Source organism: Arthrobacter sp. HMSC06H05, assembly GCF_001807395.1.
Classification (GTDB): domain Bacteria; phylum Actinomycetota; class Actinomycetes; order Actinomycetales; family Micrococcaceae; genus Pseudoglutamicibacter; species Pseudoglutamicibacter albus.
The window spans coordinates 155,168-170,785 of the sequence record NZ_KV788984.1 but is presented as its reverse complement, the minus strand read 5'-3'; the positions used below and the strand labels follow the sequence as shown (position 1 = coordinate 170,785).

16 protein-coding genes, 3 tRNA genes and 1 rRNA gene are annotated in these 15,618 nt (G+C 58.8%); 16 read left to right on the top strand and 4 right to left on the bottom strand.

What is annotated here, in order from left to right:
* Positions 1-206: 206 nt before the first annotated feature.
* The 11 genes from rrf to HMPREF3160_RS09865 all read left to right on the top strand — a co-directional run bounded on the left by rrf (position 207) and on the right by HMPREF3160_RS09865 (position 5,884).
* Positions 207-323: ribosomal RNA gene (gene rrf, locus HMPREF3160_RS06695) — 5S ribosomal RNA — on the top strand.
* A 248-nt stretch (positions 324-571) separates the two neighbouring features.
* Entirely contained in the window at positions 572-1,060 is a 489-nt protein-coding gene (locus tag HMPREF3160_RS06690; protein WP_070507699.1) for an SRPBCC family protein, read from the top strand.
* A gap of 99 nt (positions 1,061-1,159) precedes the next feature.
* Positions 1,160-1,233, top strand: a tRNA-Pro gene (locus HMPREF3160_RS06685).
* Between the two features lie 205 nt (positions 1,234-1,438).
* Positions 1,439-3,124, top strand: a complete 1,686-nt coding sequence (locus tag HMPREF3160_RS06680; protein WP_035754825.1) for an FAD-binding dehydrogenase — start codon at positions 1,439-1,441, stop codon at positions 3,122-3,124.
* 89 nt (positions 3,125-3,213) lie between these two features.
* A complete protein-coding gene (locus HMPREF3160_RS06675; protein ID WP_035754828.1) occupies positions 3,214-4,089 on the top strand; it encodes a DsbA family protein in 876 nt (291 codons plus the stop codon).
* Between the two features lie 85 nt (positions 4,090-4,174).
* A tRNA-Thr gene (locus HMPREF3160_RS06670) sits at positions 4,175-4,248 on the top strand.
* A 31-nt stretch (positions 4,249-4,279) separates the two neighbouring features.
* A tRNA-Val gene (locus tag HMPREF3160_RS06665) sits at positions 4,280-4,353 on the top strand.
* 413 nt (positions 4,354-4,766) lie between these two features.
* Positions 4,767-5,111 (top strand): tyrosine-type recombinase/integrase, encoded by a 345-nt coding sequence (locus HMPREF3160_RS09695; protein ID WP_176744715.1) that lies wholly within the window; start codon positions 4,767-4,769, stop codon positions 5,109-5,111.
* The gene (locus HMPREF3160_RS06655) at positions 5,098-5,361 is read left to right on the top strand and encodes a site-specific integrase (RefSeq protein WP_035754833.1); all 264 of its coding nucleotides are present in this window, start codon (positions 5,098-5,100) and stop codon (positions 5,359-5,361) included. Before HMPREF3160_RS09695 ends, HMPREF3160_RS06655 begins: the two co-directional genes overlap by 14 nt.
* 144 nt (positions 5,362-5,505) lie before the next feature.
* A complete protein-coding gene (locus tag HMPREF3160_RS10325; protein WP_218078972.1) occupies positions 5,506-5,748 on the top strand; it encodes an excisionase family DNA-binding protein in 243 nt (80 codons plus the stop codon).
* A complete protein-coding gene (locus HMPREF3160_RS09865; protein WP_035754835.1) occupies positions 5,699-5,884 on the top strand; it encodes a hypothetical protein in 186 nt (61 codons plus the stop codon). Before HMPREF3160_RS10325 ends, HMPREF3160_RS09865 begins: the two co-directional genes overlap by 50 nt.
* A 150-nt stretch (positions 5,885-6,034) precedes the next feature.
* Here the strand turns inward: HMPREF3160_RS09865 and HMPREF3160_RS06645 are convergent, their stop codons facing one another.
* Genes HMPREF3160_RS06645 through HMPREF3160_RS06635 form a run of 3 tightly spaced genes read right to left on the bottom strand, consistent with a single transcriptional unit; the run spans position 6,035 to position 7,204 of the window.
* On the bottom strand, positions 6,035-6,496 hold the full coding sequence (locus HMPREF3160_RS06645) for a hypothetical protein (protein ID WP_141739862.1): 462 nt from the start codon (positions 6,494-6,496) through the stop codon (positions 6,035-6,037).
* An 8-nt stretch (positions 6,497-6,504) separates the two neighbouring features.
* Complete coding sequence (locus tag HMPREF3160_RS06640; protein WP_370977510.1) at positions 6,505-6,768, bottom strand: DUF6973 domain-containing protein; 264 nt, start codon at positions 6,766-6,768, stop codon at positions 6,505-6,507.
* Positions 6,769-6,772: 4 nt separating this feature from the next.
* Positions 6,773-7,204: a hypothetical protein gene (locus HMPREF3160_RS06635; protein WP_141739861.1), complete on the bottom strand. Its 432-nt coding sequence runs from the start codon at positions 7,202-7,204 to the stop codon at positions 6,773-6,775.
* A 33-nt stretch (positions 7,205-7,237) separates the two neighbouring features.
* Between HMPREF3160_RS06635 and HMPREF3160_RS06630 the strand changes: the two genes are divergently transcribed.
* Together HMPREF3160_RS06630 and HMPREF3160_RS06620 are read left to right on the top strand one after the other, a co-directional pair.
* Entirely contained in the window at positions 7,238-8,605 is a 1,368-nt protein-coding gene (locus HMPREF3160_RS06630) for a DNA primase family protein (RefSeq protein WP_370977506.1), read from the top strand.
* Between the two features lie 848 nt (positions 8,606-9,453).
* The gene (locus HMPREF3160_RS06620; protein ID WP_052048266.1) at positions 9,454-11,604 is read left to right on the top strand and encodes a threonine/serine exporter family protein; all 2,151 of its coding nucleotides are present in this window, start codon (positions 9,454-9,456) and stop codon (positions 11,602-11,604) included.
* Positions 11,605-11,609: 5 nt separating this feature from the next.
* On the opposite strand, the gene HMPREF3160_RS06615 is transcribed toward HMPREF3160_RS06620, so the two are convergent.
* Positions 11,610-12,467 (bottom strand): uracil-DNA glycosylase, encoded by an 858-nt coding sequence (locus tag HMPREF3160_RS06615; RefSeq protein ID WP_083285504.1) that lies wholly within the window; start codon positions 12,465-12,467, stop codon positions 11,610-11,612.
* A gap of 148 nt (positions 12,468-12,615) precedes the next feature.
* Here HMPREF3160_RS06615 and HMPREF3160_RS06610 point away from each other — a divergent pair, with 148 nt between their 5' ends.
* The 3 genes from HMPREF3160_RS06610 to groL all read left to right on the top strand — a co-directional run bounded on the left by HMPREF3160_RS06610 (position 12,616) and on the right by groL (position 15,574).
* On the top strand, positions 12,616-12,975 hold the full coding sequence (locus tag HMPREF3160_RS06610; protein ID WP_052048267.1) for a DUF3263 domain-containing protein: 360 nt from the start codon (positions 12,616-12,618) through the stop codon (positions 12,973-12,975).
* 7 nt (positions 12,976-12,982) lie between these two features.
* Positions 12,983-13,723 (top strand): LytR C-terminal domain-containing protein, encoded by a 741-nt coding sequence (locus HMPREF3160_RS06605; RefSeq protein WP_070490114.1) that lies wholly within the window; start codon positions 12,983-12,985, stop codon positions 13,721-13,723.
* Between the two features lie 225 nt (positions 13,724-13,948).
* A complete protein-coding gene (gene groL, locus HMPREF3160_RS06600) occupies positions 13,949-15,574 on the top strand; it encodes a chaperonin GroEL (RefSeq protein WP_035754847.1) in 1,626 nt (541 codons plus the stop codon).
* Positions 15,575-15,618: the final 44 nt, after the last annotated feature.

Sequence of the window (15,618 nt, the reverse complement as noted above, 5' to 3'; positions counted from 1 at the left end):
CTAATAGGCCGATCACTTACACACAACCACCATCCTCATCCTCTTCAATAGCGAGGGTTCGCGTCCACTAAGCGGTCACCACACCACAAACCCACCCCAGCGGTGATACACAACAACTGAATACAGCCGCACACACTCGTGCACGTAACACACAGATTTCCCCAACCAGCACCACAACGAGAGTGTTGGGTTTGGGGTGAGAGGGTTACGGCGGTTATAGCGTGGGGGAAACGCCCGGTCCCATCCCGAACCCGGAAGCTAAGCCCCACAGCGCCGATGGTACTGCAACCGGGAGGTTGTGGGAGAGTAGGACACCGCCGAACACAACCATAGAGAGGATGTTGGTCCCGAAGCTCCCAACCCCCCCACACACAGGGGGTTAGGTCGTAGCATCGGGACCAACACCCATTTAAACCACAAAACCAGGGATAACAGAAGAAGCACGGGTAGCTGCTGAGTGCCACAAGTGAACAGCGCCGTGTTAGGCCGCACTACGACAGTGCTATCTCAAGCCTCACGTCATCAGACCCCGGTAGCATCCCTACGGAAGCCGGCTCTATAGACTGAATCCATGACTGACATGCCGCTGTTCAGCCACGCACCACAAGACAAACCTGAAACCGACGCGCAACAGCCAAGCACGCTGGTACGCGTCGAAGCGATCGTTCCCGTAGACATCCTGAACGCGTGCGAAGGCCTCGTCGACTACACAGACCTCTGGTGGCCCCGCAACCAACGCTTGAGCACAGACCCGGAAGCCCAACTTATCTGGGACGAAAACAGCCTCTTTGAAATCGACGAACAAGGCAACGTCCACCTATGGGGACACAACCACGGAAGCGAACCACCGCTAAAGATCAGCATCCTGCTCGAAAACGAAGCGTTCCCACACCACATCGCAACCTTCACATTTACGCCACACGGAGTCCAATCAACACGCGTCGATATCCGTGCAGAAGCACCCCGGGCAAACCACCGGATTACGAGCAGCATCTGGCGGGACGTACTCCAAAGCTATTCAACCTTCATGGGCAACCGGGAGCGAGCTCAACGAACTTAGAATGACTGCATGCTGACAACTCAGGGCGTGTGACGTTACACGTGAAATCTCGATTATGTTCCTGAGATGCCTTGATGTAAGGTGTGAAGGTCTCGTCACCGGGGTGTGGCGCAGTTTGGTAGCGCGCGTCGTTCGGGACGACGAGGTCGCAGGTTCAAATCCTGTCACCCCGACGCAGAGGTTCTGGCCTGGAGCAAAAGCTCCAGGCCTCAACTGTTTAACCGGCTCTGCCTAGCTCTAGTGACGCTTACCCCCTTAACGTTCTGCTGGCCGTTAACCCTCTATTGAGCGGTTATGCCTAGTCGGGCCGCTTAATCTCAGATACTGTTACTCGAAACCATCCCCGTAACAACGAATGATTCAACGAGAGCGGTATTTATGGACGCAGACGTCATTGTTGTAGGTGCAGGGCTGGCGGGACTCGTCGCTGCGAGAGAAGCGATTCGGGGCGGACTCTCAGTAGCTGTTCTGGATCAAGAGAACCGACAGAACCTCGGGGGCCAGGCGTTCTGGTCGTTCGGCGGAATGTTCCTGATCGATACACCACAACAGCGCCGCCTAGGCGTCAAGGACTCGGCCGAGCTTGCGCACTCAGACTGGAGCGGAACCGCCGGCTTCGACCGACTCGATGACTCGGATGGGCTTGCCCAAGACCGGTGGGCGAAACGGTGGGCCTATGAATACGTCGAATTCGCTGCAGGGGAGAAAGCCTCATACCTGGCTGAACACGGCATCAAGTTCACGCCGGTTGTCGGTTGGGCTGAACGCGGAGGAACATCAGCGGACGGGCACGGAAACTCCGTGCCGCGCTTCCATGTCCCTTGGGGGACAGGCACCGGCATCGTGAAGCCATTCATCAACTTCGCACTGCAAGCAGAGAAAGACGGCAAACTCCGGTTCCACTTCCGCCACCGCGTTACCGGGCTTGTGACTGAAAGCGGGCGCGTCGTCGGTGTAGAAGGCGACGTCCTCGAGAACTCGGCGCGAGACCGCGGACGCAGCTCGACTCGTACGCGCACTGGAGGGTTCACAATCACCGCGCCTGCCGTCGTGATGGCGACCGGCGGTATCGGAGCCAACACCGAACTGGTACGTGCCAACTGGCCCGAACGCCTCGGGTCTGCGCCACGGAACATGATCTGCGGGGTTCCGGACTACGTCGACGGATCAGGCCTGATCGCAGCAGAAGCCGCGGGTGCACGATGGGTCAATAAAGACCGCATGTGGCACTACACGGAGGGGATCATCAACTATGATCCGGTGTGGCCGCACCACGGTATCCGGATCCTGCCGGGCCCAACGCCGCTGTGGTTCGATGCGCGCGGCAGAAGGCTCCCGCACCCTAACCTGCCCGGATATGACACCCTCGAGACCCTCAAGTACCTGCGCACAACGGAAGATATTAAGGACTATGAGCATTCGTGGTTCATCGTCAACGAACGGATCCTCGCGAAAGAATTCGCGCTCTCCGGCTCCGAACAAAACCCGGACATCACATCGGGGAAGATGGCCAGAGTGCTCGCCTCACGCTTGTCTTCCGGAATCTCCGGACCGGTGCGGCGCTTCCAACGCCAAGGCCAGGACTTCTTGACCGCCGAAACCCTAGAGAAGCTCGTGCCGCAAATGAATCAGTTGGTCGGGGAAGAGCTCATCGACGGCGATGAGCTGCGGGCGCAGATTCAGGCACGCGACCTGCAGATCGACAACCCGTTCTCGAAAGACGCCCAAATCCAGGGGATCCACAACTCCCGGGCTTTCCGCGGCGACCGGATGATCCGCACCACCAAGCCGCACAAGCTCCTCGACCCAGCGGCGGGGCCGCTTGTTGCGGTGCGGCTTCACATCCTCACACGCAAATCGCTAGGCGGCCTGCAGACAGACCTGGCATCACGGGTTATCGGAAGCGACGGCGAGGTCTTGCCGGGGCTTTGGGCGGCTGGCGAAGCCGCTGGCTTCGGCGGTGGAGGCGTGCACGGTTATCGAGCGCTCGAAGGCACGTTCCTGGGTGGTGCGGTGTTCTCGGGCCTACTAGCGGGCCGCTCACTCGTTGAAACGCTACATTGAGCTTGGGATAAGCCCGGGCACGTATAATGTTTGAATTGAGTGCCGTGTAGGCAATACACAAAACCGATTCAATAAGGACGTTACTGAGCATGGCAAAGAATCCACCGCGTTCCTCGAATAATCAGGACCGTGTTCAGGCCGCCCGTGAACAAGCGGAGCAGCAGCGCATCGCAACGCAGAAGGCGCAGCGCCGCCGCGCTAACCTCATCAAGGCCGCTATTGCCGCTACCGTGCTGATCGTTGTCGCGGTAGCCGTGGTGATCATCATCGCCCTCAAGAACCAGGACGAAGAGCAGCATTCAGAAAGCTCGTACCCTAAGACCGGTAACGAATACGGCGGTGTGGTTTTCACGAGCCCGAACGAAGCGAAAGAATTCAACCTCAGCGGCACAGTCAAACGCCCGGAAGGGGATCCGCCTGCTCCTGCAGAGGACGTGAACATTAGTGGCGCTGACGCGAACGCTAAACCGGTCCAGGTGATCGTTTACGCTGACCCTGCGTGCCCGCACTGCTTCGAATTCGAGAGGGCTTTTGGCCCGCTGTTGAACCAGAAGCTTGAAGCAGGCGAGATCACGTTGGAACAACGCATGGTCCCGTACCTGGACCGCGGCTCACCAAGCAACTTCTCCTCGCGTGCCGTCAACATGCTCGCGTGTGTGGCTGACGCTAAGCCGGACGCATACAACGCTGTTCTCAACGACGTGTTCGAGACACACATGAACCAGGGCGAGCTGAAGAACCAGGAACTCATCGATCTTGCCAAGAAGCACGGCGTTGAAGGCAAGATTGACAGCTGCGTCACCGAAGGCCGCTTCCGCCCATGGATCGCAAACGCCGACCACCAGGCACGTGAAGATGGTGTGCGTGGAACCCCAAGCGTCTTTGTGAACGGCGAACGGTGGGACGGCGAACAAGAACCGAGCTTCGAGAACTGGCTCCAGACCAAAATCGATGACGCCAAGTAGACACCTACACGTGACAAGCGAGTGTGTGTTTATCCGGCGAATGTCGTAAGATTGGTTATCGTGCCTGAACGCACGGGCACGGTAAGCCTCCTTAGCTCAGCTGGCCAGAGCAACTGTCTTGTAAACAGTAGGTCGCCGGTTCGAATCCGGCAGGGGGCTCGAGGATATTACCGTAAAGGAATATCGTCTAGGATCCTTAGCTCAGCTGGTTAGAGCGTTCGCTTCACACGCGAGAGGTCGCTGGTTCGAGTCCAGTAGGATCCACTTAAAAGCCCCGAGTTCACTCACGAACTCGGGGCTTTTCCTTGTAATCACGCGGAAAATCCGGGTTTTCACGTCGCCGGCATATACTCACATAGTGACACTAAGTGACAGGAAAACTGCCACAGACTGCCACAAAACTGCCACACCTGGACCGAGCGGGGCGTGATGACCACGAAGAAGAAGCTGCCGCGAGGCATTGCAGAGCACCGCGGGAAGTACCGCGTCCGAATAGTGCATAGGGTGAATCGGTCAGCCTAGGCGTCTACACGACACTGACACACGCGAAGGCGGCGCTGGCTATCGCACGGGCAGACATAGCGCAGGGAACGTTCACCACACCAAGAGAAAGAAAAGCGGCTGAGCGAGCTGCAGCAGAAGCCACCGAACGAGAGGCCGCCCGCAACAGGTACACGGTGGATGACCTTTACCGAGACTTCGAGGAATACGAACACTCTCGAGGACTGACCGTCAGCACGATCTACTCCAGAGAATCCAAGTACAGAGTCCACGCCCGCCCCGTGCTCGGATCAATGCCAGTCGTAGAGGTCACCCCGAAGATCATCATGGACTGGTACGACAGACTGCACGAAGACAAAGGGGACGGAGTCAGCCACGATGTTTTCAGCATGGTGCGCACGATGTTCAACTACGCGATCGGCAAGGCCCGCGGTCTACCGTATGACTTCGATCGAGTGATCGAGCGCTCGCCGTTCGAAGGGGCTGGAGATGAAACCCCGCACCCCCGTGAAGGATCCTAACCGGGTACGCATCGCCACACCTGAGCAGGTCGCAGGAATCGCCGCAGAGATGAAGCCTCACGTCCGCTTCGCCGTCTACATCGCCGCATGGGCGGGGCTACGCATGGGCGAAGTGCTCGAGCTACGTCGCAGCGACTTCTACACCACACAGGGACGAAACGGCACACAGTACTTCATCTCCATCAAACGGCAGGTTCAGCACCGCGGGGGCGGGGCACAAGAGCAGTCACCGCTCTCATGTTGTTTTTAACACCTGAACACGCGCGTTCTATCTACGCATCTACCTGCAGGATCCACGGCGAAAGAACCCCAGAACGTGCCCTAGCACGGCAGACACTCACCGCCGCTAAGATTCCATGCCCTCATCACACGCGAGGCCGCTAACGGTGCGACAGTGACCCCTGAACAGGCCGACGCGCTCGTCGGCATACTGCAGGGGGGTGGCAAAGTGATCACCACCAAACAGCAAAACAAACTCACCGAACAGCTGAGCGCCGAACAGGCGGCTGAGAGGCTCAACGTCAGCCTTCGCACGATTAGGCGGCTCATCGCCCGCGGAGAGCTGAGGGCGTATCGTATCCAGCTCGATGCAGCGAGAATCTATCCTGGAAGTCTCCGACCTCGGCGCACTGCCTAGAGGCCGTGCCATCGTTACCGGCCCGGGCATTCCTGCAGGACTGCTCGAACTCGTGCACTTCTCCCAAAAGTCCTATGGCCAAGATGTGAAGCTCTCACAGGACTACTACGAGAACGTGGAAAAGTTCCTCTCATAGGCGCCGCCTTCTCCCCGGCAACGCGTAGAAGTAATCACATATATACAAAACCAAGCCATACGTAACCTCGGCTACTCCCCTTAAGCCACGAAAAGGCTGCTAAAGAGCTATTGCTCACTGGCAGCCTTTTTCAAACCAACAAGAAGACCCCTATGAGGAAGATCCCTGCGAATTAGTAGGAGACAACTCCATGGTTCCTTCAGGGCCTTCCTGTACCGACCATTGCTGATCGGCCGGGAACGCCTTCACATAGTCTGTCTTTCCGGAGCAGAAATCAACCTTCGAACGGCTCAACTCAACCGGCTGAGCATCATTTCCTTGTCCAAAGACCAACCACTGTCGCTGGTCCCCGGAGTCAGCATCCAACTGATCCACCACGTTTTTCATAGGGGCAGGCAGATCTGCAGAAGCCGAGGAATACGGGCACACCACTGCAACACGTTCCCAAGATTCCATGGGCGAATCCTGCTGCGGAAGCATCACAGTTTTACCAGGCTTCGCCTCAGAAATTAGCGTTTCCTCGTATGAACCTTGCGTAGCGCAATCAGCCATCAGCACGGCCAGAGCAGTCACAGGGATAATTTTCAAAGACAGTCGTTTAGTAGTTTTCATGCTCGCATTCAATGATTTTTGAGGGTAACCAGCTTGTTCTGGTTGGCCAAAGACTTGCACTTAGCACTGCTCTTCGAAGCTGTTTTTTGTGCCTTGCCTACCGATCGACCAGTCTTGTTGTTGGCTAGGTCCATCTTCTTTTCACGCGCCGGTCCGTTACGAACCGCTTCGTGATTTGAAGCAATCTTCATCGCACCATTCTCACCGATGCTGATGGTCATCAAGGCATTCCAGTAACAGTGACGGTAGGCATCTCCCTTGCCATTATGCAGTGATTTAGGGAAAGCTTTTTGCCGATGCTGTGGCCTTGTTCGCGTCCTTGGCCGCTTTGTTACACGACACGAGATCTACATGGATTACGCAAGCAGCCTTTTCGAAGAAGGACGAAACAATATCGCTGTATGCTGGGCTTGCAACGCTACGGATGCCAACGCTAGCGGCAGAAGAAACCGAAATTTCCCCATTGGGCGCAAAGATCTCGGCGACCTGTTCCGCATCCATCTCTTCGAATTCCTGCAACAGCGTTTCCTGGTCAGACTCGCTCATTTCATCCAGTGCAGCGTATGGATCTGCTGAAGTCTCCAACTGTTCCAGTAGCACCATTGTTTCAGCATCTTCGGGCACCATCGAAGCATGGGCCTCTGAAGAACCAGCAACAAGCGTGGCCGTAATTAGGCCTGCCATCAACACAGAAGATAACTTCCTCATAACCGTAAGGCTTCCCCTCATCCCGCCATCTGATTGGGAAGAAGAAGACCTGGAGAAAGATGTTCTGATGGCCAAAAGGCTCATCGTGCTAACCCGCGGTTGATCCGTTACAACCGAGAATGGGAATGGATGACCTGGACTGGGCTGCGGTGGGAGCAAGACCGGGGCAAAGTCGCTGTCGAGGCATGCCTTCAACAAGTGATGCAGTACAGCTACGACGAAGCGTTTGCGCTGCGACGAGGCGATAAACGACTGCAGACAGCCCTAGCCCGGGTCAGCCAAGAAGCAGGGGCTGACGGCGTATTCAAGCGAGCTGCACGAAGCGGCGAGGTGTACACCCCAGCGACAGAGTTCGACACCAAACCGGAGCTTCTGAACACCACGACCGGCGTCTACAACCTAGACACTGGACAGCTCACAGGGCCTGACCGCGACCTTCTACTAACGAAGATCACCGGGGCCGGGTACGTCGAAAACAGCTACGAGGGCAGCGTGTTCCAAAAGACACTTCACGAGTGCCTACCCGATAAGGACGCGCGCGAGTACTTCCAACGAGTTATGGGGTCAGCCCTGAACGGGCGCATCCGAGATCACAAGCTGTTTATTCTTGTGGGCCGGGGCCGTAACGCTAAGTCTCTACTGATGGAAGCGATCACCGGCGCACTAAGTAGCTACGCGGGCAGCACCGAGAACAGTCTTCTCATGCAGTCTTCGCGCCCCAACGAGATGAAGGCACAGGACTATTCAAACCTTGCTGACCTAAAGGGGTTACGCCTAGCAGTAGCCCACGAGCTCCCTCACGGCGTGCGACTAGACCAAGCGTTCGTGAAAAGGCTCACCGGCGGCGACCAGCTCAAGGCCAAGCTCATGGGCAAAGACTTCTTCGAGTTCACCCCGTCACACACGATCACGCTACTAACAAACGATCTACCCGTGATCGACGTGAACGACCCGACAATCTGGACACGGTTAAGCATCATCGAGTTCACCGAATCATTCGAGGGACGCGAAGATATGGATCTACCCATGAAACTATCGACAGACAAGGAACGTCAGGCAGTCCTAGACTGGCTCATCCAGGGGTGGCACTCTTACCAACAGCACCGCCTCAAAGAACCCGAGAGCGTGAAAAAGGCACGCACCGAATACGAGCTAGACAGTGATCAACTACAGCGGTTCATCGAGGAATTTACCGAGGTAGGGGATGGCTACTCGACCCCGGCGCGTGTGTTCGCTCGAGCGGTCAACGAATCATTGCAACCCGGCGATAAGTACCTGAGTGAACGAGAGATCAAGAACCAGATGATCAAGAAAGAATTTGTGTGCAAACGAGTAGGAGGTGGGCAGCGCTGGCTACGTATCCGGCTCATAGGCCGCATAACTGACCAAGACGCGGCGTAACACCACACGGGACAGACTAGAAAGGCCCGGCTTCATTGGGGACATCCCTCACAGGCCGGGCCTTTTCTGTTGCAACATCCCGGCGCATGACGGGCGAGCGTGTAGTTAATGTAGGCAGCTGCCTATCAGTCCTTAACTCTCTCTTTTAAGAAACGATGGGCAAGAGACTACACAAACTACACACCCGGCCGGAGAACCGAGCCACTGACCCCTCAGACCCTCCCCCTACGGGGGCAACCCCTCACAGCACCCCCATACACCTCACGGTGAGCGCTCGCTGTGGTGCCTCACACGGAACCGCCTCACCCGCGCCCCGTGCAGACCGTACAGGCACGAACCACACGCTCCACGGGGTCACCCCTCCCGCGTCGCTGGCTACTCGCTCCCGCCGGCATTGCGATATCTCCCCGGCCTTTTTCCCGCCTCGAAAAGCGCACACGGGCGGCGTGGAATCGCTCGCCCCGCGGTGGAGGTACACAGCGGGATCCAGGGGCCTCAGACGGTCATAGAAGAATCCGAACTGCCACAAAACTGTCACAGCGGAGAAAGTCACCCAAAGATCCTTGAGAATACGCGGTTCTGTGGATACTCCAGTAGGATCCACGCGCAAGCCCCGAGTTCACTCACGGACTCGGGGCTTTCCCGATATTTACGTGCACGGAATGCGTGCGTACGCGCCACGTCCTAAAGTGGTGAGAGGCGCAATACGCAACGTATGCAACAAAATGTGCACAGCAAGAACACTCAGGTGCACAATAAGACCGCATCAAAAAGACCGTGGGACGGCGACACGCATGAGGCTCGCTCTATTCTGCCGCGGCATCAATAGGTGAGGGGGAGACACCCGCATGTCTAACAGTCAGAACCCACGCCAACCCCAAAACGGCCGCGACAACAAGAACGTCCCCTCCTCGAACATGCCCTCCTCAAGGCCGCACCAAACAGGCAACGGGCCTTCCAGACAGTATCCGAGCACCTTCGACCCGAACATTCCACTGCCTGCCGTGCCACCGCCGTCCATACGCGGCATCCGAGCAGAGCACGACGAACACCTCAGCGAAGAAGCCCACGATGCAACCGGCAACGATGCTCGTGAAGAGGCAACGGACCCTACCCACGACTCAACCCACCGCGCCGACACATCGGCGACCTCCGTGTGGACCGTAGCGCAACGCCAAGGCTCGATTCTCCGTTCGCTTGAAGCCGCCCAAATCTCTGAAGAACAAACCCCCGCCACAGGCACGGGCAACAACACAGACAGCGGCAGCCCGACAGGCACCACATCGCTCGGCACAGTCACGCCGGCAGGTGCCCCGCAACCGCGCGGTATTTCACAACAGCACGGTGTCTCACAACAGCGCGGTGTCTCACAACAACACGGTGCCCTTGAAACGCACGGTGTCTCGCAGCCACACAAGAAGCGGGGTTCCCGCGGGCTCCGTGTGCCGCATCGCCGCGGGAAACCAGACGGCACAAAACCAGACGGCACAAACACTGATGCCCCAAGAACAACAGCCGAGAATCCGCACGGCCGGAAGCACAAAACCAAGCCACACTCGCCAGAACAGCACGCGGTGACAGCCCCACTCGTGCGCGGGCTGCGCGGCATGATCCAGGGTGAAGCGCCAGCAACAACCACGTTCAACATTGTTGACAGGCTCATCGGCTCACCCTTTGAACAAGCTGCCGCCCGCACCGACCCCCAAGCTGAAGCGGAAAAGGAAGCCGAAAACGTACGACGCGCAATGCGGTTCGCGCTCGACATCGCCGAACTCATGCTGCGGTGGGGCTCCGGCGCGCAAGAAGTTGAGACCGCGGTCATCGCGGTAACCGCCTCGTGCGGGCTGCGGCACGTGGACATGGACATCACGAACCAGTCGATCCACCTCAACTGGACCCCACCAGAAGGCATGCCGGTCTCTGTGATGCGAGTGGTGCGTTCCTTCTCCGACAACTACAAGTCGCTTGCCGCACTGCACCAACTGGTCTCCGACATCTCCGCGGGCCGTGTGGAAATGGAAGCGGCCCAAGCGCGCATGCGTGCAATCCGCCGGTACAGGCACCCGTACTCGGCGAAGGTCACGTTCATCGGAAGTCTCGCGTTCGCGACCCTCTTCGTGGTCTTCATCGGCGGTGGTTGGCGCGCCGCAACCGCGGTGTTCTTCACCCAGGCGTTCATCACGACCGTCACCAGGCTCAACATCAAATGGCGAGTCCCGGAATTCTTCAACGTCGCATCCAGTACGCTGCTGGCGACCATCATCGCGCTCGTGCTCTATAACTACGAGATCATCAACAACCCCGAAATGGTGGTTGCCGGTGGGCTCATGCTGATCCTGCCCGCCGGCCGGTTCGTCTCCGCAGTGCAAGATGCGATCTACGGGTTTCCGCTCACCGCGGTCTCCAGACTGTTCTCAGCGCTCATCATCTACGCGGCGATCATCACCGGCGTCATGGCCGGCGCCTATGTTGCGGGCTTCTTCAACCTCAGCGAAATCGACCTCGCCCGGCCCCCTGCAGGCAACAACCTCCCGTTCTGGGTGCTCGCGCTACTCGCGGTCTTCGCAGTCCTGAGCGGGGCCGTCATCCAGCAGGTCGCGCCACGGCACCTCATCGCCATCGCGCTCGTTGTGCTCGCCGGCTACTCGACGTTCTGGATCTTCGCTAACACCCTCAACGTGGGGCCACGCGCAACCCCTGCGGTCGCCGCGACAGTCATGGGCCTGCTTGCACGCTTACTAGCTCAACGGCTTAACATTCCATCGCTGATCCTGATCGTCCCATCAGTGATCATCATTCTTCCCGGACTTGCGATCTTCCGCTCCATGTACGCGATGGTTCAACAAGCAGAAGGTATCTCCACGTCGATCGCAGGCATGGTCGTCTCGTTCTCGATCATCATGGCTATCGCCGTGGGCGCCGCGTTCGGTGACCTCCTAGCACGCCCCTTCACCTCCGCACATAACCGAGCAACCAAGCAGCGCTTCCGCCGCCGCTAACGCCGCTACACGGTCCAGTCGATGGGGTCATACCCCATCGAGACCAGGGCCTGATTCGCGCGTGAAAAAGGACGCGAACCGAAAAAGCCGCGACGGGCCGACAACGGCGAAGGGTGCGCGCTCTTGATCACCGGATGCTCCTGAAGCATGGGCTCGAAACTTTGGGCATGCCGGCCCCACAGTATGCAAACAGGAGCGCCCGCGCCGTATTGCCCCTGCGTCTGTTGCCCAGATCCGTAATGACCAGATCCGTAACGACCAGGTCCGTGCTGACCAGATCCTTGCCGACGTGCCCCGCGCCGACCCAGCTCCGACACGATCGCGCCCGTGACCTCGTGCCAACCGCAACGCGAATGAGAGCCAGCCTCGCCACGAGTCACCGTCAGCGAGGAGTTCAACAGCATCACGCCCTGAGCCAGCCACCGCGAAAGATCACCGTGCGCGGCCGGGGCGAGCCCCACATCGTCAGCAAGCTCACGGTAAATATTCACCAAGCTACGGGGAAGCGGCCGCACTGACGCATCACACGCGAAAGCTAGGCCGATCGGATGCCCCTCAGTCGGGTAAGGGTCCTGCCCAATAATCAGGACCCGGACGTCCTCCGGGGGAATAGACAAAGCACGGAACACATGTTGCGGAGCCGGCAGAATACGCTCGCCCGCGGCAAGGCGGGCAGCCAACTCGTCCCCCACACGCCCCAGCTGCGGACCCAAGCCAGCCAAAACATCACACCAGGCCGGTGCGACACCCCAGCTCAGCCACCGTTCACGCCAGCGCGGGAACCAACTGGAGGGATCAGCGGAGACCTCCGCGCTCGTCGGGACGATTACAGCAGGTAACGCATCAGCCGGTAATGCACTCATGAATCAATGCTGGCATGTGCGACGGTTAGAATGAAACACGCACCGCGGCGAAACTAGACGGCCACACCAGACGGACAAGCCCGAGGGGTAGGCCAGAAGGCTAGGCCAGAAGCGGGCCGCCGCATAGCACACCAAGCAAAGGAGCGCAGTGGCTGAAACACCTCAACCCCGGCACTCCTTGACCGAACCCAACTTGACCGATCCCAATCTTGAGTCAGAAGACTCTCCAGCGGGGGAGACCGCAGCGGGGGATGAAACCCTCCCCGAACTGCATCGCGGGATCCTCGACTTTGAGAAGAAGACCTATAAATATAGTGGCGCCAAAGAAGACGCGATCCGCGCCAACTTTGGACTCACAGCAACGCAGTACTACCAGATCCTCAATGGGCTCATCGACCAGCCAGTAGCCCGCCGCTATGCGCCCTACGTGGTGGAGCGGCTACAACAACAACGAGCCGCGCGCACGGCCGCCGCCGGCAACACCCGGGCAACGAGTATGGAGGGATAGGACAACCATGGCCAATCGATACCCCACCGACGAATTCGACTCAGTGCCCGAGACATCCAAACGGGTTGGCGCTCACAGGAACTGGGTTGAATTCCCGTCCCCAACTAAGCGGTTGCGGCCGCTTCTGATCGTTGGAGCGTTCGTGCTGGTGGTGGGGCTCGTGATGTACATCGTTGTGAGGCCGTGGGCCGCCGAAGCATTCGGCGACTTCAAAAAAGACGAGAAACAAACCGAGCAACCTCAAGCCTCGCCATCCACAACAGAAGAGGCGAGCGCAAGCGATACGGAATCTGAGGAACCGAGCCCGAGCGAGTCTGACACGGAAGGCTCGGGTGCCGACGGCGCTGAATCTGGAAGCGCGGACTCTGGAGGCTCCAGCTCTGAAGAAGCCGAAAGCGAAGAATCGAGCGAGTCGCCGGAGAGCAGCGAATCACCAAGTGAGGACGAGGAAAGTAGCGAGCCGGCTCGTGAAGATCGTGATGTGCCGTTGGCGGTCTATAACTCGACCAACCGTAACGGGATGGCGCGCGGTGCAGCCAACTACCTGACCCAGCAGGGCTTCCAGCCAAGAGTTGCTGGGCAGTGGAGCCGCCCCGAGAGCACGAGCCTCGTGTACTACAAGAATGAAGCTGACGCGCAGGTCGCGGCGAAGGTCGCTCGGAGCCTGGGGATCTCCGGGACGTATCAGCACCAGAACATCCCGAGCGACATCACCGTGGTGCTCGGAGCGGACTACACGCCTCGCTAGATTGCGCTGTGGGCGCACGCAAACGCATCTATCTTGCACTCTCGTGGTCAGAGTGCCAACATGGTATTAGCACTCGAGCGCGCTGACTGCCAGAAATGGTGGTTGTGTGTTTCGAGACCACTCGAGGAAGTGAGGGGCGCTACGCCCCGTACCGTCGCGGGCGCGACCTTGAGATGGGACAGAAATGCTTTCACTAGACGTTTCCGGAAAGGAACATCTGAATCCATGGCAAAGACCATTGCATTCGACGAGGAAGCACGCCGCGGACTCGAATCCGGCCTCAACCAGCTGGCCGACGCAGTCAAGGTAACCCTCGGCCCACGCGGTCGCAACGTTGTTCTGGAGAAGAAGTGGGGCGCACCCACCATCACCAACGACGGCGTCTCCATCGCAAAGGAAATCGAACTCGAAGACCCATACGAGAAGATCGGCGCGGAGCTCGTCAAGGAAGTCGCTAAGAAGACTGACGACGTAGCAGGCGACGGCACGACCACCGCTACCGTCCTCGCCCAGGCTCTCGTGAAGGAAGGCCTTCGCAACGTAGCCGCTGGCGCTGACCCGATCGCTATCCGCCGCGGCATCGAGAAAGCTGTTGACGCGGTTACCGAGCAGCTGCTCGGCTCCGCTAAGGAGATCGAAACCAAGGAAGAGATCGCAGCAACCGCATCGATCTCCGCAGGAGATAAGCAGATCGGTGAACTGATCGCTGAAGCCCTCGACAAGGTGGGCAAGGAAGGCGTCATCACCGTCGAGGAGTCCAACACTTTCGGGCTCGACCTCGAACTTACCGAAGGTATGCGCTTCGATAAGGGCTTCATCTCTGCATACTTCGTCTCCGATGCCGAGCGTCAGGAGACTGTGCTTGAAGACCCATACATCTTGATCGTCAACTCGAAGATCTCCGCGGTCAAGGACATCGTCCCTGTCCTGGAGAAGGTCATGCAGTCCGGCAAGCCGTTGCTGATCATCGCCGAAGACGTCGAGGGCGAGCCGCTGGCCACCCTAGTTGTCAACAAGCTGCGCGGTACCTTCAAGTCCGTTGCCGTCAAGGCCCCAGGTTTCGGTGACCGCCGCAAGGCGATGCTCGCCGACATCGCGATCTTGACCGGCGGCCAGGTCATTTCCGAAGAAGTAGGCCTCTCGCTGGAGAACACGACGCTGGACATGCTGGGTACCGCCCGCAAGGTTGTTGTCACCAAGGACGAAACCACGATCGTCGAGGGCGCAGGCTCCGCCGAGGAGATCGCCGGCCGCGTTGCACAGTTGCGCGCCGAGCTGGACGCTACCGAATCCGACTACGACCGCGAGAAGCTCCAGGAGCGCCTCGCGAAGCTCGCAGGTGGCGTGGCTGTTCTCAAGGCAGGTGCCGCAACTGAGGTTGAGCTTAAGGAACGCAAGCACCGCATCGAAGACGCCGTCCGTAACGCAAAGGCAGCCGTCGACGAGGGTATCGTCCCAGGCGGTGGCGTCGCGTTGATCCAGGCAGGCGAGAAGGCGTTCGCTGGCCTCAACCTGGAAGGCGACGAAGCAACCGGCGCGAACATCGTCAAGGTCGCTATCGAGGCACCACTCAAGCAGATCGCTATCAACGCAGGCATGGAGCCAGGCGTTGTGGTTGATAAGGTCCGCGGTCTCGAGCCAGGCTTCGGCCTCAACGCCGCAACCGGCGAGTACGTCAACCTGCTCGAAGACGGCGTGAACGACCCAGTCAAGGTGACCCGCTCTGCACTGCAGAACGCGGCATCCATCGCTGGTCTGTTCCTCACCACCGAAGCCGTTGTCGCCGACATCCCTGAGAAGGCTCCAGAGATGCCAGGTGCAGACCAGATGGGCGGCATGGGCATGATGTAATGCCCGCCTAACCGTGCGGTTCACCCGAACCCGCGGAACAGGGT